We start from the raw sequence: 15,797 nt of genomic DNA on the forward strand, positions 1-15,797 counted from the left end.
GATCAATGATCGAAACAGGCAACAAAACTCTGCTGTCCGTCCGCGATCTGTCTGTCGCATTTCGCCAGAACGGTGAGGAACGCATTTCCGTAGACCACGTGTCCTTCAACATTGCTGAAGGTGAAACAGTAGCTCTTGTCGGCGAATCGGGGTCCGGCAAATCTGTCTCGGCCTTGTCCATCCTCAAGCTGCTGCCCTATCCATCTGCCAGCCATCCTTCCGGAGAAATTCTTTTCAACGGCAAGGATCTGATGAAAGCCTCGGAGCCGGAACTGCGTCGTGTGCGCGGCAACGACATCACGATGATCTTTCAGGAACCGATGACGTCGCTCAATCCGCTGCACAGTGTGGAGCGGCAGATCGGCGAAATCCTGAAAATGCATCAGGGCATGGGCGTTGAGGCAGCACGAGCGCGAACGCTGGAACTCCTCAACGAAGTCGGCATTCGTGAACCGGAAAAGCGCCTGGCGGCCTTTCCGCATCAGCTTTCTGGCGGGCAGCGCCAGCGCGTCATGATCGCCATGGCGCTGGCAAACAAGCCGAAGCTGCTGATTGCCGACGAGCCGACCACAGCGCTGGATGTCACGGTGCAGGCGCAGATCTTGAAGCTGCTCGCCGAGCTGAAAGCCGCGCAGGGCATGTCGATGCTCTTCATCACCCACGATCTCGGTATTGTGCGCAAGATCGCCGACAAGGTCTGCGTGATGAGCAAGGGCAAGATTGTCGAGGCCGGGCCGACCAAAGAAATTTTCGAGAACCCCCAGCACCCCTATACCAAGCACCTGCTTGCGGCCGAACCGAAAGGCGAGCCGCCAGCAGCCGATCCGGCAGCCAAAACGGTGATGGAAGGCAAGGACATTCGCGTCTGGTTCCCTATCAAAAAGGGCTTCATGCGCAAGACCGTCGATCATGTGAAGGCGGTGGATGGCATCGACGTAAACTTGCGCGCCGGACAGACGCTCGGCGTCGTCGGAGAATCGGGTTCAGGCAAGACAACGCTCGGCCTTGCGCTTTCGCGCATGATTTCATCCAAGGGCGAGATCAGGTTCGACGGGCGCGACATCGCCAAGTTCAGCTTCAAGGACATGCGCCCGTTGCGCCGTGAGATGCAGATCGTGTTTCAGGACCCGTTCGGCTCACTCTCCCCGCGCATGACGATCGCGGATATTATCGCCGAAGGGCTTCTGGTGCATGAGCCGAAGCTTTCGGCAGACGACCGCGATGCGCGCGTCGTTGCCGCGCTCAACGAAGTCAATCTCGATCCAGAAACCCGCTTCCGCTATCCGCACGAATTTTCCGGTGGCCAACGCCAGCGCATCGCCATTGCACGCGCCATGGTATTGAACCCGAAATTCGTCATGCTGGACGAACCGACCTCCGCGCTCGATATGAGCGTGCAGGCGCAAGTGGTTGATCTATTGCGCACATTGCAGAAGAAGCACGATCTCGCCTATCTTTTCATAAGTCACGATCTGAAGGTGGTGCGGGCGCTGGCAAATGATGTGCTGGTTATGCGCAACGGCAAGGCGGTCGAATATGGTGCGGCGAAAAATATCTTCGCCAACCCGCAGACCGATTATACCAAAGCGTTGATGGCGGCAGCCTTCCGAATGGAAGCAACAGAGGGAGGAACGAAGCAATGACAAACAATGATAAGGGCAATATCCTTCTGGCGATCACCGACTGGGACCCGGAAATCTGGCTGAAGACGTTTCGGGGTCATGCGCCGGACCGCCCGGTGGTGACGGATCGCGCGGAAAACGATCCATCCATCAAGTATGCGCTCGTCTGGAAGCAGAAGCCCGGCTCGCTTGAGAACCTGCCCAATCTGAAGGTCATCTTCTCCCTGGGCGCAGGCGTCGATCACGTCTTCCGCGATGACCGGATTCCCGATGTGCCACTGGTGCGCATCATCTCCGACGATCTCACCATGCGTATGACGGAATATGTCGTCTGGCAGGTGCTGGACCATCACCGTCTCGGACAGCGCTATCGCAAGCAGCAGCACAATCATGTCTGGCACGAAGATCGCCGCCAGCCTGCCGCGCACGAAGTGACCGTCGGTATCATGGGGCTCGGTGTTCTGGGTCGCGATGCGGCGGCAAAACTGAAGCTGTTGGGCTTCAACGTCACAGGCTGGAGCCGTCGCCAGCATGAAATGGATGGTGTGCAGACCTATCACGGCAAGGACGGTTTTGCGAAGTTCCTCAAGACGGCTGACATATTTGTCTGCCTCCTACCACTGACGCCCGACACAAAGGGCATACTCTCCATGTCGATGTTCGCGCAATTGAAGAGCGACGGGCCGCTTGGTGCACCCGTGCTGATCAATGCCGGACGCGGCGGCCTGCAAAACGAAGCTGATATTCTTGCCGCGCTGGATCGCGGGCTTCTTTCAGCAGCTTCGCTGGACGTGTTCACACAGGAACCATTGCCGACCAGTAGTCCTCTCTGGGATCACCCCCGCGTGACGATCACGCCCCACGCGGCGGCAAGCTCATCCGCAACCGCCCTTGTGCCGCAGATCATCCGGCAAATCGAAGCTTTCGAGCGGGATGGAACGCTGGAACATGTCGTCGACCGCAATACTCAATATTAAGCAGCGATTGCAATTGCTCCGTCCTCGCCGACCGTCACCTTATGGCCGGCGAGCTTCTTCTGTGCCTCACGGTCGAGTTCAACAGCGACAGGCACATCATGTCCCATTTCACGGGCCACGATGAGACCAAGAAGCAAGATCGCATCCGGTTCATGCAGGACAATGGCCGCAGGCGCATGACCGCTATGGACAAGCTCCAGAAGAACCGCTGCTGCTGATGACGACCCGATGGTTCCGGGCAAACAAAGTACGCGCCCGGCAATGCTCTGCCCGTGTTCGGGATGGCGCACATCGGCAATCCGCCCGCTCTTCGGATCAACACCACCCCAGAAGCTAATCGGTGCAGAGAGAACCAGCGCCTCGGCATCCGCCCCTTTGCCTGGAACGAGTACAGTACTTTTCCCGATGCTCATACTGCCTGCCTCCCGAAAACCGGCCTTCCCCCGACAGCACTTTCCACGCATTCTTCCAGCGAACCGTAAAGCACGCCATAGCCGGTGTTGCCGGGGGCATAATGCGCGAACTTGCCGGAATTTGTCATCAGTACAGCATTGTCCTTGACCGGCAGAATAGGTGTCACAACCACGCATGTGTCGGCGACAATCACGACGCCCGCTTTCTCGAGCGCCTGCCTGCGTCCGTCTTTCTCCAGCTCAGCCAGTGCGTGACGGCCCGTGCAGGCATATAGCGGCACCGCGAGCTTGCGTTGCGCTATCGCGCGCTCCAGACGGTCAAACTCGGCTATCGAAAGGTGCGGACTGCCAATAGCAACCGCATCAATATGATCAACCCGCTCGACCGTCGAAAGCCGCTTACGCGTTGCCTCAATCATTTCATGTGTGACACGGATAACACTTTCAGGCTTTTGATGCTGCAAAGCTGCTTCAAGATCGGGCGCTTCGGGTGTCACGCCTGCGACATGGAACAATCCCACGGCGCCAACCGATGCCGATGCCGCGCCGAAAGCCTTCAGATCGTCTTCATCAGGGTGAACGGAACTGCCCGCAACGACGCCAATGTTCGTGCCAACGCAGCGACCGAAAAGATTGCCGAGAATAGGCCACGCGACTTCCGTAGACAGAAACGCCGAGTCCAAGCCGGAAATGTCAATCACCACCGTGGCGCGACGGTTTTCGCTGCGATGGAGGCCATAATCAGGCGCGCGACCAGCAATCGCGCAGGCAATATCCAGAAAATCGCCATAGCGATTGGTGCGCGCGCCCAGGACAGAATTACAAAACACGACCGCATTGGATTCGCCCCAGGCGACATCCGTGCCCTTTGCGGGCCGGTGTCCAGCCTGATAGGGCGCGCAGGTCCAGGTTGGCTCGCAGCCGAGCTTGATATAGGCCCGCATCATGCGCTTGGCCATGTCGGCCTCATGAGCCGGCAAAAGATTGCGCGAACAGCCAGTCAGATCGATAGAGCCGACATTGAGCGTCGAGCGGATTTTGACCTTTGCGCCGCCCTCAACCAGCTTTTCTGCAAACAGCGTTCCGCTGTCGCCGTGGTAAAGCGCCCCGTCGATATGCGCGGATGCAACAGGGATGAGACGCGGTGCGCCCATCAGTCTCGCAGTATCAGCCACGATACGCATTGCCATTGCGGCGCCTTGTCCCAGTTCCCCGGCGGCTATCGACCGCTCTTCATGGGTTAATGTCAGTGCCACGCGTGATCTCCTTGCGCATGGTTATGGATGTAGATCGATTGTAACCCGGATGTGCGCTCTCGGCGATCTTGCGATATCCTAGCTTTTCAAACAGCGCCCGATTACGGGTGAGCTCTATACGCACCTGCAACTCTATCGACGGCCTACCTTTTGCAACAGCCGCATCTTCCGCTTTCTGCATCAATAATCGTCCGATACCTCTTCCCGCAAAGGCGGGTGCGACAGCAAGCTTGCCGAGATAAAAGCTGTCGTCTTTCTCCCGTATAAAGACACAGCCAGCTAGTCTCTCGCCCAGAAAGGCTGCAAAGCCGGTTTCTTCCCGTGCCTTATGCCGCAGATTTTCAACCGTCAGCAAACCTGCCGATGAGGGCGGATCGATCAGGCCGTCCATATAGGCGAAGCTATCGCGAATGAGATCGAGTAGTTCCTCCCATTGCCCGAAACTCTCACCAATGACCTCGACTCGCAGAGCCATCATTTGGCTTTGCGAGCCTTGTAGCGAATGGTTTCAAAACGGACATTGAGCGCATTATAAAGCAGAAGCCGACCGACAAGTGGCTCGCCGATTCCTGTGATGAGCTTGATGACTTCCATTGCCTGCAGGCTGCCGATCACCCCCGGCAGGACGCCAAGCACACCGGCCTCCGCACAGGTCGGCACCGTTCCAGGTGGCGGCGCTTCTGGAAAAAGATCGCGATAGGACGGGTTCTGTGCGCCATCTGCGCCCTTCAGGTAAGGCATCAGTACGGTGACCGTACCGTCGAAACGGCCCATGGCACCCGTCACGAGCGGCTTTCCCAGCTTGGCAGCAGCATCGGCCAGAATATAGCGCGTAGTGAAATTGTCGGACCCATCCACCAAGACGTCATAATTACTGATCAGCGCTTCGACGTTGTCTGCATCGAGGCGAAGCTGGTGCCCTTCGACCTTTACATGCGGATTGATGCGGCCGATTGTGGCAAGCGCGCTTTCCACCTTCGGCTGGCCGACACTTTCCGTGTCGTGAATGACCTGCCGTTGCAGGTTGGACAGTGAAACAGTGTCGTCATCGACAATGCCAAGCGTGCCAACGCCGGCAGCCGCCAGATACTGCAGCACAGGCGCACCGAGCCCGCCCGCGCCGACGATCAGCACACGTGCGGCTTTCAACTTCTGCTGGCCCGGACCGCCGATTTCCGGCAACACAATATGGCGAGCATAGCGTTCAAGTTCTTCGGACGAAAATGGTTTGGTTGGTGCATTCATACCCCGAACATATGCCTCTCCGAGGGCGCTGTCAGCGGATATCTTGCCTCACGGCACGATGACTGCTGATATAGCAATGTCGGTTCGTATCTGGTGAAGTCAGTCGAAGACTTCGCCCGGATATACGCCCCACAGGTCCGATTGCTTGATCCAGCCACGGACACCGCCCATGTCGACACGGCACCATTGACCGGTGCATTCACGCACCGTACCGACCACACCGGGTTCGATTTCGGCCGCAAGGCCCGATGTATCGCTGGCATCGCGGCGCATATTGATCATCGAACCGTGATTGTCCTTGAGCCAGGGCGCCGTAATGGCGGTTCGCTTGCCGGAAAGCAGTGACTGGTAAACCCAGCCTTCCGTGCCATCCGCATCACGGATACGACGCCAGTTGTCATATTCCTGGATGATCTCGACTGGCAACCCCGCCTTCATGAAAAGCCATGAAACTGCATAATCACGCCCCGGTCCGACACGCAGATTGACGCGTGCAGGTTTAAGGCTGACGAAACGCGGCACGGGAAGCCCGCTCGGGCCGATAGTTGTGCCTGCCGGCGTCGCAGCTTGTGCGCCATGCCTATGCGACGCACCAAGCGGTGCCAGAATGAGAATAAATGCCAGAAAGCCAAGCGTGGCCATCAAAAAGCGTTGCGAAAGTACTCTGTACAAACTGCGACCTCTCGCCGTCCCGTCATGACAGAGCGGCAGTAGCTTCGGCAGTTTATGAGGGCTGCGAGGCGACGTTGCCGTCCTGTTTCCAGATCGTCGATCCATTTGTATGTAACAGATGGAGATGCGATCTAATTATTTGATTTTAAATGCATCTCTTTGGAGAATCGTTAAGGATTTTCCAAGAGGCACCTGAAGTTTCCGGTTTTTCTTTGTCTTTGCTGCTTCGCCTTGATAGAGATGTTCAGCCGAAGCAATGTCCCATATTGCACCGCCTTGGTTAAGGAGGTCTCAACATGAAGCTTCGGTGAACGCATTTTCGGGAAAAGTGGGAGTCGGTTTTCCGCTGGAAATGTGCAGGAATTTCTTGGAGCATGCGGTACCAGTTGGTTACAATGCAGGGTGTTCCAGGGGGCTTTGCTCAACGATGGGGTGGAGATGTCGAACAAGAAGAAGCCGCTGGTCGTTCTTACGCGGAAATTGCCGGACCCAGTGGAAACCCGAATGCGGGAACTGTTTGATGCGCGTCTGAACATAGACGACCACCGCATGAATCAGCCGGAAATCATCGCTGCGATGAAGGAAGCAGACGTTCTGGTGCCCTGCATCACGGATGTCATCGATGCAGCAGCAATCGAACAGGCCGGCCCCAATCTCAAGCTGATCGCAAATTTTGGCAATGGCGTGGACAATATCGATGTCGCGGCGGCCGCAAAGCGTGGGATCACAGTCACCAATACGCCAAATGTCCTCACCGAAGACACTGCGGACATGACCCTGGCATTGCTGCTGTCAGTGCCGAGGCGTCTGGTGGAAGGGGCCAATGTGCTCAACGAGCGTCATGGGCAATGGCCGGGCTGGTCGCCGACCTGGATGCTTGGACGGCGAATATGGGGCAAACGCCTTGGTATTGTCGGCATGGGACGCATCGGCACGGCTGTTGCACGCCGCGCCAAGGCTTTCGGGCTTTCTATCCACTATCACAATCGCAAGCGTGTCAATCCACAGGTCGAGGAAGAGCTGGAAGCGACCTATTGGGATAGTCTCGACCAGATGTTGGCCCGGATGGATATTATCTCGGTCAACTGTCCGTCAACGCCAGCCACATTCCATCTGCTGTCCGCACGCCGTATCGCGCTAATGCAGCCGACTGCCTATATGGTCAACACGGCTCGTGGTCAGATCATTGACGAAAATGCGCTGATCGAGTTGATCGAGCAGGGCAAGCTTGCCGGAGCGGGGCTGGACGTGTTCGAAAACGAACCGGCGGTCAATCCCCGCCTGCTGGCCCTTGCCGAAAAGGGCAAGGTCGTTCTGCTGCCACACATGGGGTCGGCCACCATGGAAGGCCGCATCGATATGGGCGACAAGGTCATCATCAATATCAAGGCTTTTGTCGACGGGCACCGCCCGCCTGACCGCGTATTGCCGAACCGGGTTTAACTTTTCCGGCTTGCGACCTGCGTTTCTTCGGCGTTCTTGCCGTCGATGAAACGCAGGACCGTATGCGCATAAAGGCGCGGCTTCTCCACCGGGGCGCCGTGCCCGGCATCAGGCAGAATGATCAATTCAGCACCCGGTATCTGGCTAGCGATGAACTCCGTATGTTCGCGCGTGACAGCCGTATCGCGATCGCCGATCACAATCGCCGTGCGCACCCGAATATCGGACAAGTCCTCATCGGTATAGTTTGGTTCATTCGCCCAGAGTGCATGAATTTCCTTATCTATACTCTCATAGTGCCGTAGTTCCGGTATCGGCTTTCCCTCGGCGCGTGCCTCCGCATAACCGGTATTGCCGTCGGGCGTGACATTGGCCGCTTGCGCGAACAGGCTTTTCAGCCGTTCAGGATAGCGCATGGCGATGTCGAGGCCGATAATGCCGCCATCGCTCCACCCCACAAGATCGACCCTGTCGATGCGGAGAAAGTCGAGGAGCGCCACATAGTCGTCGGCCATCAATCCATAGGTGATCGGGTCATCGGTGCGGGTGGAGCGCCCCTGTCCGCGGCTATCGGCAACGATCACGGTGTGGTGGCGCGCAAGAATTGGAAGCTGCGCATCCCATACATGCTGGTCGGACAGACCGCCGGGAATAAGCAGGATTGGCGGTCCCTTGCCAACGATCCGGTAGTACATTTCGATTCCGTTCACCTCGGCAAAGGCGGCTGGGGACGCAAGAATGGTCATACGCGCAACTCTCTCAGTCGAAACAGGTGAAGAAAAAGACAAAGCAAAGCCGATCAGCAAAGCGGCTATCGTCAGTGTCCTCTTTCCCTTCATGGATTCCCGGTCTCATTTTCAGGGTCTGCGGACAAGTGTCGGCAAATCATATAGATAGGCAATGCGTTTGATGGCATCCCGAAGCGGCTCGAGCGTGACCGTCATGGTGTGACCGCTCGCGTGGATCAGCATATCGGGCGAAGCGCAGATCGCGACATGGCCTTTCCAGAAGACGAGATCACCGCGCTTCAGGTTCGAATAGGTCGCATCTGGCTCGATGACTTCGCCGAGCGTATTCTGCTGCATGTCGGAATCACGTAGAACCCTCCGGCCTGCAACCCACATGCACAATTGCACAATACCGGAGCAGTCGATGCCGAAACCCGATGTGCCGCCCCACAGATAGGGCGTGTGAAGAAGAGTTTCGGCGACAGCCACATAGTCGGAAGCATGGTCACCGACCGGCGCAAGATGGCTTGCAATCAGCGCCTCGCCGCTTTCCAGAAGCGCATATCTCGTGCCGCGCGTTTCTGCTGCGCCGACAATACGCACGCGCGAGCCGAGCGACAGAGCTTTCGTATGCGGAAAGCGGAGATCGGAGCCAGGATAAACGAAGGTACGCGGCACGATGACCAGATGTGTTTCGGTTCCTGCGGGCTGTTCCAGCGCGGCAGAGGAGACATAGCCCGTATAGCCATCGCGTTCCGCCTGCACCCACGACCAGCCGTCCATTTCCTCGAAGACGCGGACGCCATCGCCAAAGATTATCTGGGTCTGCGGTCCGCTGTCCATACGCGGTTCGGCGCGCAGATCGACAACGGGAACGCAAACCTGCATCGGCGTGCCAGCGGTAAAGCGAGCAGCCTCCACCTGTCCGGTCAGCCGCTCATCGGCGAGATCAGGGCGATAGGCATTGAGGCGGCGGTCGAGCATGGTCAAAGTGGCAACTCCCTGGCTTTGGCGATCACCAGATCGCCCAGTCTTTCAACATAAAGTGCACCGGCGACTGTCCTCTTTACTAGCACATTTCGTCGGTCTTTTTCATCACGATGCCGGGAGACGAGCTCGAGTGCGCCCATCGTGTCGAGCGCACGGGTGACAACCGGCTTGGTGACATTCAGTTTTGCTGAAAGCCCCCGCACGGTATGCGGTGGGGGTTCCAGATAGATGGTCAGGAGAATAGCTACCTGTCGCGTGGTGAGGTCGGGCATCTCGTCACGCACCTGTTCAAGCGACAGGGTTCTCAACAATGTAAGTGCCTGCAACGGCTTCAGCTCAATTGGCATCCGGCTCCACCAGAATGGGGATTGTTTCGGAACCGTTTTATTCAACCTGCTTTCAGTGTCTCAGGCAAGTGAAATCGGGCGAATTCAGCGCGCCGGGTAACGTTCCTTCAAAAGCTGGTAAAGAGCGCGAATGGCTTGCGCTTCGCCGCCGACCGGGGAAGCTGGCTTTTCGACCGGCACCCAGCCGAAAATGTCGAAATGCGCCCATGCGTGAGCCTTTTCTACGAATTTGCTGAGAAACAGCGCTGCCGTCACCGACCCGGCAAAACCGTCGGTGGTGACATTGTTGATGTCAGCGATCCGCGAAGATAGTTTTTGCGCATAGGGCTTCCACAGCGGCATCCGCCATAGCGGGTCCGCTGTGATATCCGCATTGTGCGCAATTGAGGCGGCAAGTCCGTCATCATGCGTATAGAATGGCGGCAGATCGGGGCCGAGCGCGACACGCGCAGCGCCCGTCAGCGTCGCCATATCGATCAGCAGCGCTGGTTCTTCTTCATCGGCAAGCGCAAGCGCGTCAGCGAGAACCAGCCGGCCTTCCGCATCTGTATTGCCGATTTCGACGGTCAAACCCTTGCGGCTTTGCAAGACATCGCCCGGACGGAAGGCATTACCGGCAATCGAATTCTCCACTGCCGGGATCAACACGCGCAACCGCACCGGCAATTTTGCGTCCATGATCATGGAGGCTAGTCCCAGCACATTGGCAGCTCCACCCATATCCTTTTTCATCAACAGCATGCCGCTTGCCGGTTTGATATCGAGACCGCCTGTGTCGAAGCAAACGCCCTTGCCAACCAACGTGACTTTCGGGTCGCTTGCCCTGCCCCAGCCAAGATCGATCAAGCGTGGTGCAATCGCACCCGCACGACCAACTGCATGAATCATCGGAAAGTTCTTCTCCAAAAGCGCATCGCCTTCGGTGACCGCAATGTCCGCCTTGTGTTTCGCCGCCAGTTCACGAGCGACATGTTCAAGGGCGTCAGGCCCCATATCGTTAGTCGGCGTATTGATGAGATCGCGCACCAGCGTGACCGCAGCGGCTATACGACGGATCTCCGCTTCATCCACACCTTCGGGCAGAGCAAGACGGATTACCTTGCCGTTCGACTTGCGATAACGCGCAAAACTATAGCCGCCCATCAGGAAGCCCAGGACGGCAAGCGCAGCCTCATCGGTCGCACCGTCAATATGCCAGTCTCCTTCAGGGAGGTTTCGTGCAAGCTTCCCGGCCAGAAGTTGCGATTGGCCACCCTTTTCCTGGTCTCCCGTTCCAAACAGTGCACCCGATACGGCTCCACCTGCACCGGGAAGGATGAGGATACGTCCGGCTTCGCCGTCAAAGCCATGGGCTTTTGCCCATGCAAACGCATCGGCAGGCAGGCCAGATGCTTCCAACCCGCCTCTCGGCGTAAACCGGATGGGGCGGCTTTGTTCGGATTTTCGGGAAAGGAGTTCGACAGACATGATGTTCTTTCTGAGCAGTAGGCGATCTCCGGCAAAAGCGCTGGGATTTTGTCGGAAGTTCATAGAAACGGACAGATAGCGCATGCCGAAACGTGTGAAGCGGCTTTCGGACAAGATGCGCGTCAAAACAAACAGATAGAGCAATTATTGCCGTGCGAATAGAGAAACCGCAATCGCTTTATTAACCAATCATTAGGGTTAACAGACTATTGATTTAGAGGGAATTGGGCTTGAGGGTGCCTAAGGTATGTTGGATGCACGACACGCTTTAGCAGGAGAGGCGGCATGCTGAACATCGCTCGAAAAAACGCTATCGCAATACGTATCGGCTTCGCCTGCATTCTTTCGGCACTTGTCGTTTCCGGGTGCACATCGGTTGATCGGACCACCACCGGGTCGGTGCGTCGCGCGGCAACCGCCGCCACTTTCGACAACATGAACAACGCTCAGCTTTCAGCCATGGCTGGACGGCTTGGCGCACAATATGAACGCAATCCGAAGGATCGTCAGACAGCACTCAACTATGCTAATGTACTGGCGCGTCTCGGTCGCAACGATCAGGCATTGGCCGTCATGCGGGCGCTCGCCATTGTCTATCCCAAAGATCAGGCTGTTCTCGCCGCTTATGGCAAGGCGCTCGCCGGTGCTGGCCAGTTTGACGGTGCGCTTGATGCCATTCGCCGCGCGCAGAATCCTGCTTATCCTGACTGGAAACTGGTTTCCGCAGAAGGCGCCATTCTCGACCAGATGGGAAAGCGGGAGGAAGCCCGGGCGACCTACCAGAAGGCGCTGCAACTTCAGCCGAATGAGCCGTCGATCATCTCCAATATGGGTATGTCCTATCTTCTGGCTGGCGACGCGCGGACAGCAGAAAGCTATTTCAAACAGGCTGCCGCTGCGCCCGGCGCAGACAGCCGTGTGCGCCAGAATCTTGCCCTGTCAGTTGGTTTGCAGGGGCGCTTTCAGGAAGCCGAGGCGATTGCGGCGCGCGAGATTTCTCCGCAGCAGGCCAAGGCCAATACGGACTATCTCCGTTCCATGCTGGCCCAGCAGAACTCCTGGAACATGCTCAAGGACAAGCCGAAGGGCTGAAACCCCAATCACTTTTCCATTATACTCTGATCGATGGTTTCAGTTGCCGCCGAACAATCCGCCTTGCGCCGAAATCTGAATGAAGGCCGGACCAAGGATCACGATAAAGAGCACCGGCAGGAAGAAAACGATCATCGGCACGGTGAGTTTCGGCGGCAGTGCCGCCGCCTTCTTTTCGGCTTCCAGCAGGCGCAGATCGCGACTTTCCTGCGAAAGCGTGCGTAACGCCTGTGCTACTGGAGTGCCGTAACGCTCTGCCTGAATGAGTGCCTGCGTTACGGACTTCACCGGTTCCAGACCCGTTCTATTGGCCAGGTTATCATAGGCCTGACGGCGTTCCGGCAGGAATGAAAGCTCAGCATTGGTCAGCATCAGTTCTTCGGCAAGCTCGACGGATTGGATGCCAATTTCATCGGCTACACGCCGAAATGCGGCTTCAGTGGACATGCCCGATTCCACACAGATCAGCATCAGGTCGAGCGCGTCCGGCCATGCGCGGCGAATGGATTGTTTGCGCTTGGTAGCCCTGTTCGAGACATAGAGATTGGGCGCGTAGAAGCCAGCATAGCCGGCGAAAATACATACAAGCAAACGAACGAAGAAGGTTTGATCGGCAAGAACACCAAGCACGAAAATATAGACTACAGCAATCAACATAGCGCCGAAGGGCAGCACAAAGCGCAGGAACAGAAAGATATTGAGCGGGTTTTGCCCCCTGAAGCCTGCCTGCCTAAGCGAAGCAATCGTCTTTTCGTCGGCAAGCGCGCGCTTGAGATCAAGCTTTTCAACGAATTGGCGAATGCCCTGCTTTTGCTGATGACGCAGACTGTTTCGACGATCGCTTTCTGCTGCAAGACGGGCGCGCTCCCGCGAGCGAATGGCCTCGCGCTCGGTTGCGACGGATTTCATACGTGATTTGAGCGCGCTGCCGCTGAGAACCGGCATCAGGATCGTAACCACGGTTGCAAAAACCGCAACGGTAATCAAAACCCCGATTAGAAACTGCGGGTCGGTCAGCTTTTGTGTGAGGAGAGAAAGCATGTCCGATACCTCACATATCGAAATTGATCATGTTTTTCATGATGAAGATGCCGGTCAACATCAAGACCCCTGCAATGCCCAGAAGCATGTGGCCGGTCGAAGAGGTAAAAAGCAGCGTCATATATTGCGGACTCGTCAGATAGACCAGAAACGTAACGATAAATGGCAGAGCGCCAATGATGGCAGCCGAAGCCTTGGCTTCCATGGAAAGAGCGTTGACCTTGGCCTTCATCTTCTTCCTGTCGCGCAGAACCTTTGAAAGATTGTTGAGTGCTTCGGAAAGGTTGCCGCCAGCCTGTGCTTGTATCTGGATGACGATGGCGAAGAAATTCGTTTCCGGGCAAGGCATGGAATCGGGCATCTTGCCAACGGCTTCGGCGATCGAAAGCCCGATCTGCTGTGCTTCGACAACCTTTTTGAACTCTCCCTTGACCGGCTCAACCGCCTCGCTCGCAATCAGCCGCAAGCCGTCATTGAGCGGAAGCCCGGCGCGGGTTGCGCGCACGATGACGTCAAGGGCGTTGGGAAACTCTTCGAGGAATTTCTTCAGCCGTCGCTTGCGCCTTTGCAGCACAAACCAGCGTGGCAGGCCGAAGAAACCCGCAATGGCGACACCCGGCAGGAAAAGCAGTGGCGCGCCGAATATCAAAGCGACGAATGAGACAACGAACGCAGTCCCGCCCGAATAGATATAAAATTTCTGCAAGGTGAGATTTAATCCCGCCTGCGTCAGAAGAATACGGAGGGGCGGATATTTCTGGTTCTTTTCGCGTTGCTTCTGCCGCGCTTCCAGATCCTTGATGTTGTCATGCAGTTGTTTGCGGCGCTTCTGGATGTCAGCATTTCTGTCGCGTTCGCTGCGCGTTATCGCCCTTTCCGAGCCGCTGTTGCGCACGGTCTCAAAGCGCCGCGTTGCATGATCCTTCTTGCCGAACTTTTCATAAAAAAGCGCGTAGAACAAAGCCGCGCAGGCAACGATGGCAAGCACGATGAACATCAAAATGCCGGCCCCGGACCCCATCATGCGTTTGGTCTTTCCATGCTATCGAGAACGGATGCCAGGCGGCTATCCTCATTATAGTAACGGGCGCGCTCCCAGAAAGCGGGTCGTCCGATGCCGGTCGAGCCATGGCTGCCGAGAATGCGACCGGAGGCGTCTTCACCCTTGATATCGTAGAGAACGAGATCCTGCGTGGTGATGACATCACCTTCCAGTCCCACCACTTCGGTGATGTGGGTGATGCGGCGTGTGCCATCGCGAAGGCGTGCGGCCTGAATGATGATATCGACTGAACCGACGATAATCTCGCGCACGGTCTTTTGCGGCAGCACATAGCCGCCCATGGCGATCATCGCTTCCATACGGTTGAGACATTCACGCGGGCTATTGGCATGGATCGTACCCATCGAACCGTCATGTCCAGTGTTCATCGCCTGCAGGAGGTCGAAGACTTCAGGGCCGCGCACTTCGCCAACGATGATGCGTTCGGGACGCATACGCAGGCAGTTCTTAACCAGATCGCGCATGGTGACCTCGCCTTCCCCTTCCAGATTGGGCGGGCGGGTTTCCAGACGTACCACATGTGGCTGCTGCAATTGCAGTTCGGCCGAGTCTTCGCAGGTGATGATGCGTTCGTGTGTATCGATATAGCGTGTCAGGCAATTCAGAAGCGTGGTCTTGCCCGAACCAGTGCCACCCGAAATAATGACATTGCAGCGCACGCGACTGATGATCTGCAGCAACTCCGCTCCGGCATTCGATATGGCGCCGAATCGCACCAACTGGTCGAGCGTCAGCTTCTCCTTGCGGAACTTGCGGATGGTAAGGGTCGGGCCGTCGAGCGACAGCGGCGGTGCAATGACGTTGACGCGCGAACCGTCTGGGAGACGAGCGTCGCAGATCGGGCTCGATTCGTCGACGCGGCGTCCAACCTGGCTTACGATGCGCTGGCAGATATTGAGAAGTTGCTGGTTATCGCGGAAACGAATGCCGGTTTCCTGCAGCAGGCCGTCCACTTCGATATAGGTCCGGCGAGAACCGTTGACCATAATGTCGGCAATGTCGTCGCGCGAAAGAAGAGGCTCCAGTGGGCCGTAGCCAAGAACATCGTTGCAAATATCGTCGAGCAGTTCTTCCTGCTCGGCAATCGACATGACGAAGTTCTTGATGGCAATGATATCATTGACGATGTCGCGGATTTCCTCGCGTGCGGTGTCCGGTGCCATACGGGAAAGCTGCGACAGGTCGATCGTGTCGATAAGTGCAGAGAAGACCTGCGACTTGGTATCGTAATAGCTCTCGGTTTTCTCGCGCCCCTGTGTGCCGGTTTGGGTGGCGGATCTTGCCGGAGCGCTCGGCACCGCAGCCTGCATACGGGGCGGTTGCAAGGCTGGCTGGGCCATGGGGGGCGTTACAGCAGGTACGGCAGGTTTCGACGCGGGCGGTCGTGTCCCGGTTTCTGGTCTGCTTCCCGTATCGTTGCCTCTTCTGCCGAACATGATTT

16 protein-coding genes are annotated in these 15,797 nt (G+C 57.0%); 4 read left to right on the top strand and 12 right to left on the bottom strand.

Annotated elements, in window-relative coordinates:
* Positions 1-5 precede the first annotated feature (5 nt).
* The gene (locus tag FJQ48_RS10270) at positions 6-1,643 is read left to right on the top strand and encodes an ABC transporter ATP-binding protein (RefSeq protein ID WP_139975025.1); all 1,638 of its coding nucleotides are present in this window, start codon (positions 6-8) and stop codon (positions 1,641-1,643) included.
* Entirely contained in the window at positions 1,640-2,599 is a 960-nt protein-coding gene (locus tag FJQ48_RS10275) for a glyoxylate/hydroxypyruvate reductase A (RefSeq protein WP_139975026.1), read from the top strand. Before FJQ48_RS10270 ends, FJQ48_RS10275 begins: the two co-directional genes overlap by 4 nt.
* Here the strand turns inward: FJQ48_RS10275 and FJQ48_RS10280 are convergent.
* The 5 genes from FJQ48_RS10280 to FJQ48_RS10300 form a co-directional block, all read right to left on the bottom strand.
* Positions 2,596-3,012 (bottom strand): DUF126 domain-containing protein, encoded by a 417-nt coding sequence (locus FJQ48_RS10280; RefSeq protein WP_139975027.1) that lies wholly within the window; start codon positions 3,010-3,012, stop codon positions 2,596-2,598. The genes FJQ48_RS10275 and FJQ48_RS10280 overlap by 4 nt on opposite strands.
* The gene (locus FJQ48_RS10285) at positions 3,009-4,268 is read right to left on the bottom strand and encodes an aconitase X catalytic domain-containing protein (RefSeq protein WP_180350172.1); all 1,260 of its coding nucleotides are present in this window, start codon (positions 4,266-4,268) and stop codon (positions 3,009-3,011) included. The genes FJQ48_RS10280 and FJQ48_RS10285 overlap by 4 nt, the downstream gene beginning before the upstream one ends.
* Complete coding sequence (locus tag FJQ48_RS10290) at positions 4,246-4,746, bottom strand: GNAT family N-acetyltransferase (RefSeq protein WP_139975028.1); 501 nt, start codon at positions 4,744-4,746, stop codon at positions 4,246-4,248. The genes FJQ48_RS10285 and FJQ48_RS10290 overlap by 23 nt, the downstream gene beginning before the upstream one ends.
* The gene (locus tag FJQ48_RS10295; protein ID WP_139975029.1) at positions 4,743-5,513 is read right to left on the bottom strand and encodes a molybdopterin-synthase adenylyltransferase MoeB; all 771 of its coding nucleotides are present in this window, start codon (positions 5,511-5,513) and stop codon (positions 4,743-4,745) included. Before FJQ48_RS10295 ends, FJQ48_RS10290 begins: the two co-directional genes overlap by 4 nt.
* 99 nt (positions 5,514-5,612) lie before the next feature.
* Positions 5,613-6,185, bottom strand: a complete 573-nt coding sequence (locus tag FJQ48_RS10300; RefSeq protein WP_139975030.1) for an SH3 domain-containing protein — start codon at positions 6,183-6,185, stop codon at positions 5,613-5,615.
* 438 nt (positions 6,186-6,623) lie between these two features.
* On the opposite strand from FJQ48_RS10300, the gene FJQ48_RS10305 reads away from it, so the two are divergent.
* Positions 6,624-7,628: a D-glycerate dehydrogenase gene (locus FJQ48_RS10305; RefSeq protein WP_139975031.1), complete on the top strand. Its 1,005-nt coding sequence runs from the start codon at positions 6,624-6,626 to the stop codon at positions 7,626-7,628.
* On the opposite strand, the gene FJQ48_RS10310 is transcribed toward FJQ48_RS10305, so the two are convergent.
* From FJQ48_RS10310 to FJQ48_RS10325, 4 genes are all read right to left on the bottom strand, one after another.
* Positions 7,625-8,467 (bottom strand): alpha/beta fold hydrolase, encoded by an 843-nt coding sequence (locus FJQ48_RS10310; RefSeq protein WP_139975032.1) that lies wholly within the window; start codon positions 8,465-8,467, stop codon positions 7,625-7,627. The two genes, FJQ48_RS10305 and FJQ48_RS10310, sit on opposite strands and share 4 nt — an antisense overlap.
* Positions 8,468-8,485: 18 nt before the next feature.
* Positions 8,486-9,340: an NlpC/P60 family protein gene (locus FJQ48_RS10315; RefSeq protein ID WP_180350175.1), complete on the bottom strand. Its 855-nt coding sequence runs from the start codon at positions 9,338-9,340 to the stop codon at positions 8,486-8,488.
* Between the two features lie 2 nt (positions 9,341-9,342).
* A complete protein-coding gene (locus FJQ48_RS10320) occupies positions 9,343-9,693 on the bottom strand; it encodes a MarR family transcriptional regulator (RefSeq protein WP_139975034.1) in 351 nt (116 codons plus the stop codon).
* A gap of 84 nt (positions 9,694-9,777) precedes the next feature.
* Positions 9,778-11,160, bottom strand: coding sequence for a leucyl aminopeptidase family protein (locus FJQ48_RS10325; RefSeq protein ID WP_139975035.1), 1,383 nt, complete (start codon positions 11,158-11,160; stop codon positions 9,778-9,780).
* A gap of 285 nt (positions 11,161-11,445) precedes the next feature.
* Between FJQ48_RS10325 and FJQ48_RS10330 the strand changes: the two genes are divergently transcribed.
* On the top strand, positions 11,446-12,252 hold the full coding sequence (locus FJQ48_RS10330) for a tetratricopeptide repeat protein (protein WP_139975036.1): 807 nt from the start codon (positions 11,446-11,448) through the stop codon (positions 12,250-12,252).
* Positions 12,253-12,291: 39 nt separating this feature from the next.
* On the opposite strand, the gene FJQ48_RS10335 is transcribed toward FJQ48_RS10330, so the two are convergent.
* The 3 genes from FJQ48_RS10335 to FJQ48_RS10345 are packed head-to-tail and all read right to left on the bottom strand — an operon-like array spanning position 12,292 to position 15,792.
* A complete protein-coding gene (locus FJQ48_RS10335) occupies positions 12,292-13,293 on the bottom strand; it encodes a type II secretion system F family protein (RefSeq protein WP_139975037.1) in 1,002 nt (333 codons plus the stop codon).
* Between the two features lie 10 nt (positions 13,294-13,303).
* Complete coding sequence (locus FJQ48_RS10340) at positions 13,304-14,317, bottom strand: type II secretion system F family protein (protein ID WP_139975038.1); 1,014 nt, start codon at positions 14,315-14,317, stop codon at positions 13,304-13,306.
* Positions 14,314-15,792, bottom strand: coding sequence for an ATPase, T2SS/T4P/T4SS family (locus FJQ48_RS10345; RefSeq protein ID WP_139975039.1), 1,479 nt, complete (start codon positions 15,790-15,792; stop codon positions 14,314-14,316). The genes FJQ48_RS10340 and FJQ48_RS10345 overlap by 4 nt, the downstream gene beginning before the upstream one ends.
* Positions 15,793-15,797: the final 5 nt, after the last annotated feature.

Source organism: Ochrobactrum sp. CGA5 (assembly GCF_006345815.1).
In the GTDB taxonomy this organism is placed as follows: Bacteria; Pseudomonadota; Alphaproteobacteria; order Rhizobiales; family Rhizobiaceae; genus Brucella.